The organism is Microbacterium sp. NPDC019599, assembly GCF_040632175.1.
Taxonomy (GTDB): domain Bacteria; phylum Actinomycetota; class Actinomycetes; order Actinomycetales; family Microbacteriaceae; genus Microbacterium.
Genome location: NZ_JBEYBL010000004.1, coordinates 311409 through 326262, shown reverse-complemented (window position 1 = coordinate 326262; position 14854 = coordinate 311409). Strand labels below are relative to the sequence as shown.

Sequence of the window (14854 nt, the reverse complement as noted above, 5' to 3'; positions counted from 1 at the left end):
CTGCAATCACCAAGTACTGAGAGCCAAAGGAGCCTCACATGGCAAGGAAATTCGTCAAGGTCGGAGCGGCGATGCTCGCATTCGGCCTCGGCGCGACGGCGCTGGCCGGCTGCGCCCCCCAGGCGGCCGAGGAGGAAGGCGCCCCGACCGAGATCACGATGCTCGTGATGGGTGACAAGCCCACGAACGGCCGTCTCGAGGCGATGCTCGACAAGCTCAACGAGAAGCTCGTCAAGGAGGTCAACGCGAAGCTCGACTTCTTCTACGTCGAGTGGGCGGACTGGCAGACGCAGTACAACCTGCAGCTTCTCTCGGGCGATGACAACGTCGACCTCATCACGACCGCGACCGACTGGCTGTTCGCGTGGGAGAACGCCGAGAAGGGCGCCTTCCTCCCCCTGTCCGAGGAGATGCTCCAGGAGCACGCCCCGAAGACGTGGGCGCAGGTCGACGCCGACGGCCACTGGGACCTCACGAAGCTGGACGACGGACAGATCTACTTCATGCCCGAGGACAACTTCACGCAGTACACCAACCACGGCTTCTTCTACCGCGGCGACTGGGCGACGGAGGCGGGCTTCGCGAACGGCGAGATCACGACGTTCGAGGACTTCACGAAGTACTTCGAGTGGGTCAAGGCCAACAAGCCCGAGGCCTATCCGTGGGATGTCGCGGGCGACAACGTCGGTGCGATGAACGGCTACCTGACGGGCCACACCGACCTGAACTGGATCCAGCAGGTCAGCGCCGGCAACTACTACCCCTTCGAGACCTCCGAGGCCGACCCCTACACGGTCACCTCGTGGCTCATGGAGGGCGACGCGCTCGTCGAATGGGCCGAGCTGGCCAAGCAGTGGAACGAGCTCGGCGTCTGGCGTGAGGACGCGCAGAACTACGACGGCGACGCGCGTGAGCTCATGTACGCCGGACTCAACGGAACCGACCAGCACCACACGCAGACCTACATCGGCCAGATCTACGACAACATGACGAAGAAGCAGCCGGGATCCGACCCGCGGTTCTTCTACTGGGGTCAGGAGAACGGCAACGTGTACAAGGACATCCTGACGCACGGCGCCATGGCGGTCAGCGCCTACTCGAAGAACCCGGAGAAGGCTCTCGAGGTGTATGACGTCATCCGCAACGACGAGGAGGCCTACCGCCTCATCAACTACGGCATCGAGGGCACGGACTACGTCATCACGGACGACGGCAAGCTCGGCTACCCCGAGGGCTACGACTCGTCGACCGACTCGCTCGGCTCCAACTTCTGGGCCGGTCGCATGGATGAGTTCGAGCTCGACAAGGTGACCGACGCGCCGACCAAGGCGGACATCTACGCCGAGCTCGACTCGGTCGCGGTGGACTACCCGTACTCGACGCTGATCATCAACAAGGACGCGATCGACCCGACCCTCGCGGCGATGGCCGGTGTGCTCTCGCAGTACCTCCCGCAGATCAACTACGGCAAGGTCGACGACCCGGCGGCGGCTGTGGCCGAGATGCGCGAGGCGCTCCTCGCAGCCGGCTACGAGGACGCTCGCGCCTCGATCCAGGCGGACATGGACGCCTGGAAGGAAGCACGCGGCCTGTAGGACGCGTTGATCGAGGTCGGGCGGGTCCGCGCACCGCGGGCCCGCCCGACCCATCCCGAGAGGACGGAAGATGAGCAGCATCTTCGCCCAGGACTCTCCGCTCATGCGGTTCCTGACGCGGATCGCCGATCTGATGATCCTGAACCTGATCTTCATCGCGACCTCGATCCCGATCGTCACGCTCGGCGCAGCACTGACCGCCCTCAACTTCACGGCGATGCGGCTCGTGCGCGGCAAGGAGGAGTCCGTCACGCGGGACTACTTCCGGTCGTTCCGGCAGAATTTCCGCCAGGCGACGATCCTCGGGCTCGGGATGCTGCTGCTGATCGCCGTCTTCTACGCCTGGTTCGTCGTGGTGACCGACCTGGCTCCGGAGGGGCTGGCACGGCTCGTCCTTCTCGCACTGTGGTACCTGGTCGCGTTCGGCTTCGCACTGAACCTGATCTGGGTCTTCCCCTATCTCGCGACCTTCGAGGGAACCCTTCGCGAGGTGCTCAGCACGTCGCGGAAGCTCTCGTGGAAACATCCCTTCACGTCTTTCGCCGTCGCCGCGATCATCGCCCTCACCGTCATCGTCACGGTGTTCTCCCCCCAGGCGACGGGCTTCGGTCTTCTGTGGCTGCTCATCGGCTTCGCCGGTGTCGCCTTCATCACCGGCGTGCTGTTCTCGCGCGTCTTCGCGAAGTACGCGCCTGAACTGGCCCCGGCCGAGGAACCCGACGAGGAATAGACCGCATGCACACGACGCCGATCAGCCGGTGGGCCTTCGCCCTCGCCGACGAGCGGGATGCCTGGGCGAAGGGGTACGACGACGCCTCCTGGCGGGCCGTCACGGTGCCCCACGACTGGAGTGTCGAGCAGGAGTTCGCGCAGTCGCACTCCAGCGGCACGGGCTACCTCCCTGGAGGCGTCGGCTGGTACCGCGCCCGCGTGGCCCTCTCCGGTCTCGGCCCCACCGACGGCAAGCACGTGCGCCTCGTCTTCCACGGGGTCTACAAGAACGCCGATGTGTGGGTCAACGGCTACCATCTGGGCAGCCGCCCCTCCGGTTACGCGCAGTTCTCCTTCGACGTCAGCGAGATCCTCTCCTACGCCCCTGACGACGAACTCGTCGTCGCCGTCCGCGTCGACCACACCGACATCTCGGACTCGCGCTGGTACAACGGCTCCGGCATCACGCGCCGCGTCGAGCTCGTCGTGGACGAGCTCGTGCGCGTCCGGGAGAACGGCACCGTCTTCACGACGCTGTCGGCGGATGAGGCGAGGGCCGAGGTGCGCGTCGTCCAGACCTTGGTCAACGACACGACGTCCGATGCGACCGTCCAGGTGCGGCACGAGCTGCGCTCGCTCACGACGAGCCGCGTCCACTCGTTCGGCACCGAGGTGGAGGTGCCGGCCGGCGGCTCCGCGGAGGCCGCGGCCACGGCAGAGCTCGCCGAGGCCGAGCTGTGGTCCGACACGGATCCGCGCCTGCACCGCCTCACGACGACGCTCGAGTGGCGGGCCGACGGCGAGGACCGCGGGGCCGTCGCCGAGTCGACCGTCGGCGTCCGCGTCTTCCGGTTCGACCCCGACACCGGCTTCTCGATCAACGGCAGCCCGCGGACCCTCAAGGGCGTCTGCCTGCACGAGGACGCGGGATGCTTCGGCACGGCCGTGCCTGCGAGCGTCTGGCTGCGGCGGCTGCTGAAGCTCAAGGAGATGGGCGCCAACGCCGTGCGGATGGCGCACAACCCGCACTCCCCCGAGCTGTACGCGCTGTGCGACGTCCTGGGGCTGTACGTCATCGACGAGGCCTTCGACGAGTGGGAGAACCCCAAGAACAAGTGGTGGCACGGCCACAACGTCTACCCGCCGCGGCACGAGGGCTACGCGAAGGACTTCCCGCTCTGGCACGAGCGCGATCTCGTCGCGATGATCGACGCGCACCGCAACCACCCGTCGATCATCGCGTGGAGCATCGGCAACGAGATCGACTACCCCAACGACCCGTACGCGCATCCCCTGTTCAAGGAGGCCGTCGGCAACAACGATGCGGGAAAGCCCAAGGCCGAGCGCCTCTACGACCCCGACCGGCCCGACGTCCGCCGGCTCACGACCATCGCGAAGCGCCTCGCGGCCATCGTCCGCGAGGCCGACCCGACGCGGCCCGTGACTCTCGCCGCGGCGCTGCCCGAGCTGTCGAGCCAGACCGGCTTCCTCGACCCGCTCGACCTCGTGGGCTACAACTACAAGGAGCACCTCTACGAAGAGGACCACCGCCGGTTCCCCGACAAGCCGTTCGTCGGCAGCGAGAACTCGCACCGCTACGCGGACTGGCTCATTGTGGAGCGCAACGACTACGTGGCCGGGCAGTTCCTGTGGACAGGGATCGACTTCCTCGGCGAGACCCGCGGCTGGCCGTCGCACGGCTCCGAGGCCGGCCTGCTGACGGTCGCCGGCTTCCCGAAGGAGACGTTCCACCTTCGCCGCAGCTGGTGGACGGACGAGCCGGTCGCCCGCATCGCGGTCCGCCCGCGCATCGACGACGAATCCGCCCAGACGTTCCGGTCGCACCCGGCGTCCCGACGGTGGGATGCCGAGCCCGGTCGGCCGCTCGAAGTGCTGTGCTTCGCGAACGGCGACGAGCTGACCCTGACGTACGGGGGAGAGCCGATCCCGCTCGTGCGCGACGACGAGCACGGGTGCTGGCGAGCCGTCACGACGACGCGCGACGCGGCGTTCGCGCTCGAGTCCCGCCGCGACGGCCTCGTCGTGGCGCGCGATGAGCTGCGGCCGAGCCGCGAAGCGGTGCGGATCGACGCCGTCCGCTGGGTCGCCCCCGAAGGCGCCGTCGCCCGGTGCGTCCACGCCGGCATCGCGGACGACGGCGTCGTCCAGCTCGAGTGCACGCTGCGGGACGCGAGCGGCGAGATCGCCCGCGACGAGCGAGTCGTCACGGCACGCATCTCCCACGGGGAGCTCCTGGGGCTGGAGAATGGCGATCAGAGCGACAACACCCCGTACACCGCGGATTCCCGCCGGACCCGCGACGGCCGCCTCATGGTCTTCGTGCGACCCGACGAGAACGCCTACGTCGTGCTGACTTCGCCGGGCCTCCCGGACGTTCGATTGGAGTGCTCCTGATGACACCCTCACCGGAACCGATCCAGGGTCGGCCCGAGCCGTCGACGGGTGAGCCGTGGCGCGACTCCTCGTCGACGCCGTCCGCCGTGGTCCCGCGGAGGACGGCGCGCGACATCCGCAGCGACTCGCGCCTGGACGTCCTGCACGCCGTCCTGTCCGCAGGCGAGACGACCCGCAACGCGCTCGCGCAGTCCACCGGGCTCAGCCTCGCGACCGTCGTCACGGTCGTCGGTGAGCTGCTCGCCGAGGGCATCATCGAGGAGCGCAAGGTGACCGCCGGTCGCATCGGCCGGCCCACCGCGATGCTCGGCATGAACAAGGCCCGCGGCCTCGTCGTCGGCATGGACGTCGCCGAGACGTACGTGCGCGCCGTCATGTTCGACGCCGCGCTCAACGAGATCCTGTCCTTCGAGAGCGCGCGCGACGAGCACGTCCTGGACCCCGACTCGGTCGTCGAAGGCATCGGGCGGACGCTGGACCAGCTGCTCGAGAAGGCAGGCGTCTCGCGCGCCGATGTCCTCGGCGTCGGCATCGCTCTGCCCGGAATCATCCAGGGGCCACAGGGTGTCTCGGTCATCGTGCCGCACTGGACGTGGCAGACGGTCGAGCTCGAGCACCTCCGTGAGCGCATCGGCCTGCCCCTGGTCATAGAGAACCCGCTCAAGTCGATCGCGACCGCCGAGCTGTGGCTGGGCCGTGGGCGCAGCTACTCGAGCCTCGCGACCATCAACCTCGGCACCGGCGTCGGCGCCGGCATCGTCCTGGAGGGCCGGATCCTCCGCGGCGCGACGAACACCGCGGGCGAGTGGGGTCACACGCTGCTCGTGCTCGACGGCCGCCGGTGCCGCTGCGGGCGGCACGGGTGCGTCGAGGCGTACATCGGCGCGCCGGGCATCCAGCAGACGCTCCGCGAGATCGCGCCCCAGCATCCGCTGGCCGATCTGGACATGCAGAACGACTTCATCCTCGCGCTGGCCGCCGTGGCGGACGGGCCCGAGCCCGACCCCGCGGTCCTCGAGACGATCGACCGCACCGCCTACTACCTGGGCTCCGCGCTCGCGGACCTCGTCGCGGTCGTGAACCCCGAGGTCGTGACCCTGACCGGCTGGACGACGTGGGCCATCGGCGAGCACCTCCTCGCCGCGACGCGCAAGCACCTCCTCGAGCAGTCCCCCGCCGGCTCGACGCGCGGCGTCGAGCTCGTCGTCTCGACCGTCCGCGGCAACTCGGTCGCGACCGGGATCGCGACGGTCGTCCTGGAGCGGTTCCTCGTGGACGCGGGACTCCTCACGTCGAACATCCCCGTGGCTCTCTAGCGCACGGGCTTTCCGCCGCCGATCCGGGTTCCCTGCGGGAAGGTCGGAGACGGCTCTTGTCGGCATGAAAGTCGACAGTTAGATTAATAGTTGTATTAATGCGACGGAGCATGAATCCCATGTGCTCGCGCGTCCGAACCACGAGAGCGATGAACATGGCAGCAACCGAGGTGCGCAGCATCCCCACCGAGATCGACGCCGACGTGACGGCCGGCGCGGGGGTCGTCCCCGCCGTCCGCCTGAGCGCCGCCGGCCTCTCCCTCCACGGCCGCGACGAGGTGCTCCTGTGCGCCTCATTGTTCCCGTTCCGCATCCCGCGGGAGGAGTGGGTGCAGCGCCTCGACGCCGTGCGCGACTCGGGCTATCAGGTCATCGACGTCTACATCCCGTGGAACTTCCACGAGCTCGCACCGGGCCGGTGGGACTTCACGGGCCGCCGCGACGTCGGCGAGTTCCTCGACCTCGCGCACGAGACCGGGCTCGCCGTCATCGCGCGACCCGGCCCCTACATCTGCTCCGAGTGGGACGGCGGCGCGCTGCCCGCGTGGCTCGGGCTCGAGGAGGGGCTGGGCATCCGCCAGGCTGAGCCGCGGTACCTCGCGCACGTCCGGGAGTGGTTCGGACGGGTGCTGCCGATCGTCGCCGCACGCCAGGCGGGTGCCGGCGGCTCCGTCATCGCGGTGCAGCTGGAGAACGAGCTCGACTTCTTCGACACGCTCGACCGCCACGGCTACCTCACGGCACTCCGCGACTTCGCCCTCGCCGCCGGCATCACCGTCCCGCTCATCGCGTGCGCGGGTCAGGGAGACATGACGGGCGCGACCGGCGGGGTCGACGGCGTCGTCCCGACCTTCAACTTCTACCCCGACGACGACTGGTCGGACATCGAGCCGCTCGTCCGCCGGTATGCAGACCGGCTCGCCGACCTCGAGCTCCCGCTCCTGGTCACCGAGACGAACCGCGCGCACCGGACCCTCCGCCGTCTCCTCGTGAGCGGCGCCCGCGTCATCGCGCCGTACCTGCAGGCATCCGGCTACAACTTCGGCTACACGCCGTCGGTCGGCAACTGGGGCGACCCGGGGGGATTCATGTCGCACGACTACGACTTCGCGGGCTACCTCTCCCCCGAGGGCGAGCGCAGGCCCGAGCACACCGAGGCACGGGTCCTCACGGCGCTCGTGCGCACCCTCGGAGCGTCGCTCGCACGCTCTGCGGTCCAGGCCGCCCCGGACGCCTACCGCACCGATGCGCCGACGTCCTCGTCGCCGTCGCTCCTCGAGCTCGAGGGCGGCGGGACGCTGCTGGGCATCCCGAACCTCGGCGAGGAGCAGGCGGATGCCGTCCTCCTGGCCGCGGGCGGACTGCCCGATGTCCCGCTCACCCTGCCGGCGAAGTCCTGCGCCCTCGTGACGCGCGATCTGCCGCTCGAGCGCTTCGGCCTGCCCGGTGTGCTCGCCCTCGCGACGGCCGATCTCGTCGGCGCCGATGCGACCGGCGTGTCCTTCGCCTCTCGTGTGCCGAGCTCCGTCGCCTTCGCGCTCGCGGAGCCCGACGGCGAGCCGGCCGCGAGCACGGGCGACCTCGCCCCGGCGGGTCCGGGCGTCGTCCTGGCCGAACTGCCTGCACCCGTCATCGGCGCGCCGGTGCACAGCATCCTGCGCCTCGGCTCGACGGAGTGGAGCGTCACGGTGCGGCACCCCGAGGACCTGCCCGACGCCGATGGATCGCCGCGCGGCACGGACGAGGTCGAGACCGTCCAGGCCGCCGTGCTGACCATCGGCACGCGCCTGGACCTGCCTACGCGCGAGGGGGCCACGCAGCGGCATGACGTCGCGCCGTCCTCCGAGGCGCTCGGCGTCCACCGCGGTCGCGTGCACTGCAGCGCGGACGTGTCCGCCGCCGGTGCACTCGTGATCGAGGGCGCGAGCGACATCGTCGACCTCGCTTTCGACGGCCGCGCACGACCGACGATCGCCCGCTTCGGTGCGACCGAGCTCGTCCCGACCGGCGGCGCCGCGCGTCTGGACGCGACGGTCGAGACGTGGGGCCACGCCAACTTCGACGACGCACGCCTGCCCGCACTGGGCCTCGGTTCGCTGCGGGGTCTCGGCCGGGTCTGGAACGTCGTCCACGAGGAGGACGTCACCGGGATGTGGGCGGTCGACGGCACCGACCAGTGGGCCGGCGACCCCGCTCCCCTGCCCGTGCTCGGCGGGTGGAGCAGCACGCGCGTGGGCGTGCCCATCACCTATCGCCGGCCGCTCCCGATCGACGGCGAGCACCACCACGCCGTGCGGTTCGGCCTCGTCCCCGGTGCGATCACGGTCGTCGTGGGCGGCGGCCGGACGCAGGTCGTGACAGCCGACGACCCGTGGCTGCACCTCTCCCCCGGCGACGGCCGCGAGGTCGCGGTGATGCTCCCCCACCAGCCGAGCGCGCTCGCGGGGGCGACGCTCTACCGCCTCGCCGAGGTCCGCGACTGGGAGGTCGAGCCGCAGCCCGACACGGCGCTCGTGGCGCTCGCCGGCTCCGAGGCGGTCGGCGAGCTCACCGAGCTGCCGCTGCGCCTCGAGGCCGGCGAGGAGGCGTGGCTCGACCTCCCGGTCCCCGCAGGAGGGCTGTCGCTGCGCTTCGAGGGCACGCACGTACGCGTGAGCGTCTTCGCGGCGGGCGAGCTGCTCGGCCGCGTGTGGCTCACGGATGCCGCGCGTCCGCGGTTCACCGGCGGCGACGCGGGCCGCATCCTGCTGCCGGCGGCGTGGAACCGCGGCAGCGTACGCCTCCTCGTCCGCGGCACGGCCGGCGACGAGCTGCCCGAGCTCACGGCGGTGCTCGCGGGCTGATGGCGGTTGAAGGGCGTCCCTCGGGCGATCCTTGCCCGCCGCATGAGCACTGTCCTTGGAGTGGGCGGGGAATCCACCTGTGGTTCCCCGTCCGCCCCCCCAAGACGATCAGTATATGTCGGGTCGAAAGTGCCATGGACCCCCTGGTCAATGGGGCTTGTCCATGCTTATAGTTCTCGGTTGCCCACTTCACCGAGCCTGATACAGATCACACGACCGTCGCCGCCAGTTCTGGCAGCTCAGCCGCCTCGGGCCGTCCGAGCCCCCGGTGGACCCAGCCCGCACCGCGGTAGCGCTCGGCATCCAGCGCATTCCTGCCGTCGACGATGCGGCGCTGGGCCACGTGCCGACCGAGCTCGTCCGGATCGGCGTCGATGAACTCGCGCCACTCCGTGAGCAGCGCCACGACGTCTGCGCCCTCGAGCGCCTCGGCCGCGGACGAGACGTAGTCCAGATCGGGGCAGATGCGGCGGGCGTTCGCGGTCGCCTCGGGATCGTACACGCGCACGTGCGCGCCCTCGAGCGACAGCATCCACGCGACCTCGAGCGCCGGTGCGTCGCGCACGTCGTCCGAGTCCGGTTTGAAGGCCGCACCGAGCGCGGCGATGCGCTTGCCGTCGAGATCGCCGTCTGCAAGCTCGCGGATGACGTCGACCATCCGGACGCGACGACGGCGGTTGATGTCGTCGACCTCACGGAGGAAGGCCACCGATGCGCCCACGCCGAGCTCCTCCGCGCGATGCGCGAACGCCCGGATGTCCTTGGGGAGGCATCCTCCGCCGAAGCCGAGCCCCGGCTCGAGGAAGCGGCTGCCGATGCGGGCGTCGTGCCCGAGTGCTGTCGCGAGGAGCTCGACATCGGCGCCGACGGCTTCGCACACCTCGGCCATCGCGTTGATGAACGAGATCTTGGTCGCGAGGAAGGCGTTCGCGGCGACTTTGACCAGCTGGGCCGTGGCGAGGTCCGTGACGATCACCGGAGTGCCGACCGCGAGCACGGGGGCGAAGACCTCGGAAAGGCGCTGCTGCGCCCAATCGGACGCGACGCCGAACACCAGCCGGTCGGGGTGCAGGGTGTCGTCGACCGCGAACCCTTCGCGGAGGAACTCCGGATTCCAGGCGACCTCCACCGCGATGCCGGGGCGCGACCGCTGGGCGACGCGCTCGGCGAGCAGCTCCGCGGTGCCGACTGGAACGGTCGACTTGCCGACGATGAGGACTCGGCGGTTGATGCCGGCGGCGAGGACGTCGAACGCCTGCTCGACGTAGCTCAGGTCGGCAGCATCGGTCCCGTCCTTCTGCGGGGTGCCGACGCACACGAACTGCACGTCCCCGAATTCCGCGGCGACGTCGAAGTTGGTCGTGAACGACACGCGCCCCTCGGCGAGCTGCTCGACGAGGAGCTCCTGCAGTCCGGGTTCGTGGAAGGGCAGGATGCCGCGGCGCAGCGCGTCGACCTTGTCGGCGTCGACGTCGACGCCGACGACGCGGTGGCCGAGCTTGGCCATGCAGATGGCGTGCGTCGCTCCGAGGTAGCCGAGTCCGACGACGGTGAGGTGCTCGGGTTTGCGGACGGTGACGTCCACGAGGTCGGTGAGAGACATGGTGATCCTCCAAGTGATCGTGTCTTTCGCTGATGGTCAGTCGGTGCAGTCGACGTTGGTGAGCTCGGCCTGCGGGCCCAAGACGGTGTTGTCGCACGTCACGACGTTGTCGAGCTCGGGCTCGAGCGCGAACCCGACCCCCGCGCCGTCCAGCTCCGCGCTGTTGCCGCGGAAGGTGTTGCCGTCTCCCCAGCCGTCGAGGATCTCGTGCGTCTGGAAGCCGTCCTCGGCCGAGCCGCTGCCGGTGTTGCCCTCGATGAGCCAGCCGTTCCCCTTGACATCGACCCACGAGTCGGCGTCGGTCATCGCCGCACCGTCGAACGTGTTTCCGCGCAGGACACCATCGCTCGTGCCCTCCTTGATGTCGACGCTCTCGGACGTCGTCCCCGAGATCGTGTTGCCCTCGACGACGTTGCGATCGCTCTGGTCGGGCTCGCAGTCGCTGATGTCGCACCAGTTGCTCTCGGCCGTGCCGATGTAGATGCCCTCGCCGAACTTCGGCTTGCGCTGTCCCGTGTCGCTCACGGTGTTGCCGATCACCTGGTTGTCGGTGCTGCCCTTGCGGAGGTGGATCCCCTCGTCCCCGATGCCCGTCACGGTGAGGTTCCGGATGACGGATCCCGTCGTGCCGTCGGCCATGACGCCCTTCTGCCCGTTGCGGACGGTGAAGCCCTGCAGGATCCAGTGGGTCGCCCCGTCGAGGTGGAACACGTACCCGCCGTCGATCGCGCCGCCGTCGAGGATCGCGTCGGGCGTCCCGCACAGCGTGATGGGAGCATCCTCCGTGCCGCTGGTCGTCGCGACGAACTCCCCCTCGTAGGTGCCGGGCTGGAGCGCGATGACGTCGCCCGGCTGCGCGTCCTCGAGGGCCTTCTCGAGCTCCTGTGCCGACCCCGCCTCGATGGTCGCCTCGGGGCATTCGCCCGCGGCCGACGGCGAGGTCCCCGGCGTGCTCTTCGACGTGGGCGAGGGCTCCGCGGTCTCGGGGGCTCGTGCGGCGCATCCGGCCAGGAGGTCGAAGGCGCCGATCAGCGCGAGTGCCACGGCACCGGTGCGCAGGTTCACGGGGGTCCTGCGTGTCGTCATGGCTTGGCCTTTCCCACGGCGTCGCGCGACACGATGCCCTGGCTCAGCTGCGTCAGCGGCAGGTGCTCGGGATACGGATTCGTGCGCCCTCCGCGCCGGCGGATGAACGCCGTCGCCACGACCAGCACGCCGAGCGCGATCCAGACGAGGGTGAGGGGCTGCGCGAGGGTCTCGATCGAGGAGCGGGGTGTCACGGGGGTCCGCCATCCCTCCGTGTCGTTGCGCGCGGCGTAGCCGCCGACCGCGCCGTCGTGGATCGCCGTCGTGCCGTGACCCGCGATGGTGTTGTCGACGATCCGGGCGCCGATCGCGTGGCCCGAGAGCGTCACGGCGTGCTGCGAGATCGCCAGGAAGTCGTTGTCCTCGATGCGAGCCGTGGCGTCGTAGACGTGGATACCGGTGGCGACCGAGGAGATCCGGTTGCCGCGGATGACAGCATCCGTCGCCCCCGAGCGCAGCGAGATCGACTGGCGCTCCTGGTTCGCGAACGTGCTCTCGCTCACGTTCACGTCCGTCGCGTCGTCCGCGACGACCACGCCCACGATGCCGCCCGCGACGTCCGTGCGCGCGATCCCGATCTCGCGACCGCCGTTCACCTCTATGCCGTATCGCTCGTTGGCGGATACGCGCGAGCGGACGATCGTGACGTGACCGCCCTCGGTGGCAGGCGCGCCGGAGGCGTTCGGGCCTTCGGCAAGCGGACGCCCGTCGATCGAGACGCCGTTGCGGCCGTTGCCGGAGGACGTGATGCCGTCGAGGATGACGGACGAACTCGAGCGGTCGACGACGATCCCGTCCGCCCCGTTCCCGATCGACGATGTGGACGTGATCGTCGCATCGGTGACACCGCGATGCAGCACGATGCCGTCGACGAGGCTTCGCTCGACCCGGCTGTCCTCGATCGCGAAGCCCTCGGCGCCCGACACGAAGATCCCGAAGGCGTTGCCGCTGGTCGTCACGCCGCTCAGAGCGCCGGTCACCGGGGCGTCGCCGACGTTGCGGTCCTCGACCGCCCACGCGAGGTCGTCCGGCGTCAGGATCCATGCCTGCCCCGCACCGGTCCCGTCGGGCTGGGCGAGCGCGGGTTCCTTCGCAGGCTTCGTGGCACCGGTGAACGCGAGGCCGCCCGTCTCGCCGCTCCAGAACCCGAGATCGGTGAAAGCGGCGCTGCGGATGTCGACCGCTCCGCCGACGACCCGGACGTAGGCCCGGCCGTCGGATGTCGTCGTGTCCGGCGCCGATGTCGCCGGATCGAAGCTGGACACGGCGACGGGCGCGGCCGCGTCGCCCGCGAGCGTGAGTGCGCCGCCTGCGGCGACGATCGAGACGAAGACGTCGGGGGTGCTCAGGAGGTTGACGGCTCCCGCGCCGGACAGGTCGAGCGCGGCATCCGGCAGCACCACGATGCTCTCCGAGACCAGGAACGAGCCGTCGGGCTGAGCCGCGAACGCGTCGGGTGCGAGCGCCGCGAGGTCGTCGATCGTGTACGGCTCGGGGCGGGCCGGCAGGACGAGCGTCGGGGCGGGCGCGGTCGGGACCACGAAGGGTCCCTGCACGCCGTTGCGCCAGGGCAGCGACGCGGACAGTCCGACGACGAAGGCCACGCGCTCCCGCTCCGCCTGCACGAGCGACGGCTCGGTTTCCGGATCGCCGGCGTAGGGCCGGCCCGCCGACTCGTCGAGCGTCACAGAGATCCGGGTGAAGGGCCCTCCGAACCCCGGCCCCACGACGATCGCCACGACGAGCGCCGTCGCGATGACCGCCACCACGAGCAGGACGGCACCGAGAAGCCGCTGCATGACGGTCATGAGGGCGGCCCTTCATTCGCGACCGCGGTGGGCGCGACGGCGGCGGGAGTCGACGCGGGACGAGTCGACGCGGGAAGCGGGGGCGCGGGCCGCGCGGGTGCGGGAACCCGCGCATGTGCCGGCACCCGGGCGGGCTTCGGCCCACGCGGGCCGCGCGCCGAGGCGGTCGTCTGGCCGTCGCCGCCGATCTGCGACGCGCGGCGCGTCAGCCATCCCTGCTGGTTCATCGTGATGAACGCCCAGAGCTTGATGGGCAGCGCGATGAAGATCACCGTGAGCGCGACGATCGGCAGGAGGAGGATGTCGCCGGGCTTGCGAACCAGATGCGAGATGCCCCGGATGCCGCGACCCGCGAGCACCCAGATGATCGCCGCCGCGATCCCGACGGCCGTGAGCTCGAGTCGCGCGAAGAAGAGGTAGAAGAGCGTCAGCCCCATCGTGACGGGCGTCAGGAGGATCTGAAGGACGGTGATCTTCGTCACGAAGGGCGTCTGCCACAGCCACCCCTTGCCGATCGCCGTGAGATAGCAGCGATAGGAGTTGCGGCTCCAGCGCACGCGCTGCTTGACGAACGCGCGGAGCGTGTCGGGGAACATCGAGAGGGCGCGCGCGTCGGACTGGTGGATCGTGCGGTAGCCCGAAGCGAGGACGAGCCATGTGAGGCGCCCGTCGTCGCCGGCGATGCACCGGCGGCCGAGGAAGAACTCGTTCTCGAGGTGCTCGAGCACCGGCAGGACGGCCTCGCGGCGGTATGCGGCCGTGCGGCCGGAGAGGCAGGGAACGGCTCCCGCGCGACCCATCGCTGGGACGTAATCGTAGTAGCGCAGATCGACGAGCCAGTCCGCGACGCGGCGCCAGATGCTCGACTCGCGCTGATACACGTTCTGGTGCGTGCCGACGCCTCCGACGCGGAGGTCGACGAAGGGCATCTGCACCGAGCGCAGCAGACCGTCGCGCCACATCGTGTCGGAGTCGGTGAGCACGAGCACGTCGAAGCGGGCTTCCCGGATGCCGGCACCCAGCGCCGACCGCTTGCCCACGTGGTGGAACAGGAGGGGCCGTACGCGGGGGTCCTCGAGCGCCGTGATCCGGTCGTACGCCTCGAGGTCGGCGACGTCGAGGACGACGATGATCTCGTCCGGATCCTGCGAGCGCCACGACTCGAGGCATCGCATGAGGATGTCGGGATCCTCGTGGAAGGAGGGCACGACGACAGACGTCGTCTCGCGATGATCGTTGCGGGTCGGCCGCGCCAAGCGCGACAGGAAGAACCGGTAGAACCAAAGCGACCACACGATGAGACCCGCGATCGCGACCGGGAAGTACGGGCGGACGGTTGTGAAGAACTGCTCGATCGCCTGCCAGTCGATGGCGGACAAGAGTTGGTCGAAGAAGGCGGCGAGGTCGTCGAAGAATGAAACGGGACTGTCAGGCATCGGATGCTGGGGGCACGCGCGCGGACGGCCGAGGGCGACTC

9 protein-coding genes are annotated in these 14854 nt (G+C 70.0%); 5 read left to right on the top strand and 4 right to left on the bottom strand.

Features of this window, described 5'->3' with window-relative positions; translation table 11 throughout:
- Positions 1-38: 38 nt before the first annotated feature.
- From ABZ477_RS10250 to ABZ477_RS10230, 5 genes are all read left to right on the top strand, one after another.
- Positions 39-1595 carry a DUF3502 domain-containing protein gene (locus ABZ477_RS10250; protein ID WP_360131858.1) on the top strand — a complete coding sequence of 519 codons (1557 nt, stop codon included), beginning with the start codon at positions 39-41 and terminating at the stop codon, positions 1593-1595.
- Positions 1596-1665: 70 nt separating this feature from the next.
- Positions 1666-2325: a YesL family protein gene (locus ABZ477_RS10245; protein WP_360131856.1), complete on the top strand. Its 660-nt coding sequence runs from the start codon at positions 1666-1668 to the stop codon at positions 2323-2325.
- Between the two features lie 5 nt (positions 2326-2330).
- Positions 2331-4721 carry a glycoside hydrolase family 2 TIM barrel-domain containing protein gene (locus tag ABZ477_RS10240; RefSeq protein ID WP_360131853.1) on the top strand — a complete coding sequence of 797 codons (2391 nt, stop codon included), beginning with the start codon at positions 2331-2333 and terminating at the stop codon, positions 4719-4721.
- Positions 4721-6037, top strand: coding sequence for an ROK family transcriptional regulator (locus ABZ477_RS10235; protein ID WP_360131850.1), 1317 nt, complete (start codon positions 4721-4723; stop codon positions 6035-6037). Before ABZ477_RS10240 ends, ABZ477_RS10235 begins: the two co-directional genes overlap by 1 nt.
- 155 nt (positions 6038-6192) lie before the next feature.
- Complete coding sequence (locus ABZ477_RS10230) at positions 6193-8880, top strand: beta-galactosidase (RefSeq protein ID WP_360131847.1); 2688 nt, start codon at positions 6193-6195, stop codon at positions 8878-8880.
- Positions 8881-9088: 208 nt separating this feature from the next.
- Here ABZ477_RS10230 and ABZ477_RS10225 read toward each other — a convergent pair whose 3' ends face one another.
- Genes ABZ477_RS10225 through ABZ477_RS10210 form a run of 4 tightly spaced genes read right to left on the bottom strand, consistent with a single transcriptional unit; the run spans position 9089 to position 14813 of the window.
- Complete coding sequence (locus ABZ477_RS10225) at positions 9089-10483, bottom strand: UDP-glucose/GDP-mannose dehydrogenase family protein (protein ID WP_360131844.1); 1395 nt, start codon at positions 10481-10483, stop codon at positions 9089-9091.
- A 36-nt stretch (positions 10484-10519) separates the two neighbouring features.
- Complete coding sequence (locus ABZ477_RS10220) at positions 10520-11569, bottom strand: right-handed parallel beta-helix repeat-containing protein (RefSeq protein WP_360131841.1); 1050 nt, start codon at positions 11567-11569, stop codon at positions 10520-10522.
- Entirely contained in the window at positions 11566-13377 is a 1812-nt protein-coding gene (locus ABZ477_RS10215; RefSeq protein ID WP_360131839.1) for a right-handed parallel beta-helix repeat-containing protein, read from the bottom strand. Before ABZ477_RS10215 ends, ABZ477_RS10220 begins: the two co-directional genes overlap by 4 nt.
- Positions 13374-14813 carry a glycosyltransferase gene (locus tag ABZ477_RS10210; protein ID WP_360131836.1) on the bottom strand — a complete coding sequence of 480 codons (1440 nt, stop codon included), beginning with the start codon at positions 14811-14813 and terminating at the stop codon, positions 13374-13376. Before ABZ477_RS10210 ends, ABZ477_RS10215 begins: the two co-directional genes overlap by 4 nt.
- Positions 14814-14854: the final 41 nt, after the last annotated feature.

Coding starts and splice junctions, on each gene's coding strand:
- ABZ477_RS10250 (WP_360131858.1), top strand. CDS start 39: ATGGCAAGGAAATTCGTCAAGGTCGGAGCGGCGATGCTCGCATTCGGC.
- ABZ477_RS10245 (WP_360131856.1), top strand. CDS start 1,666: ATGAGCAGCATCTTCGCCCAGGACTCTCCGCTCATGCGGTTCCTGACG.
- ABZ477_RS10240 (WP_360131853.1), top strand. CDS start 2,331: ATGCACACGACGCCGATCAGCCGGTGGGCCTTCGCCCTCGCCGACGAG.
- ABZ477_RS10235 (WP_360131850.1), top strand. CDS start 4,721: ATGACACCCTCACCGGAACCGATCCAGGGTCGGCCCGAGCCGTCGACG.
- ABZ477_RS10230 (WP_360131847.1), top strand. CDS start 6,193: ATGGCAGCAACCGAGGTGCGCAGCATCCCCACCGAGATCGACGCCGAC.
- ABZ477_RS10225 (WP_360131844.1), bottom strand. CDS start 10,483: ATGTCTCTCACCGACCTCGTGGACGTCACCGTCCGCAAACCCGAGCAC.
- ABZ477_RS10220 (WP_360131841.1), bottom strand. CDS start 11,569: ATGACGACACGCAGGACCCCCGTGAACCTGCGCACCGGTGCCGTGGCA.
- ABZ477_RS10215 (WP_360131839.1), bottom strand. CDS start 13,377: ATGACCGTCATGCAGCGGCTTCTCGGTGCCGTCCTGCTCGTGGTGGCG.
- ABZ477_RS10210 (WP_360131836.1), bottom strand. CDS start 14,813: ATGCCTGACAGTCCCGTTTCATTCTTCGACGACCTCGCCGCCTTCTTC.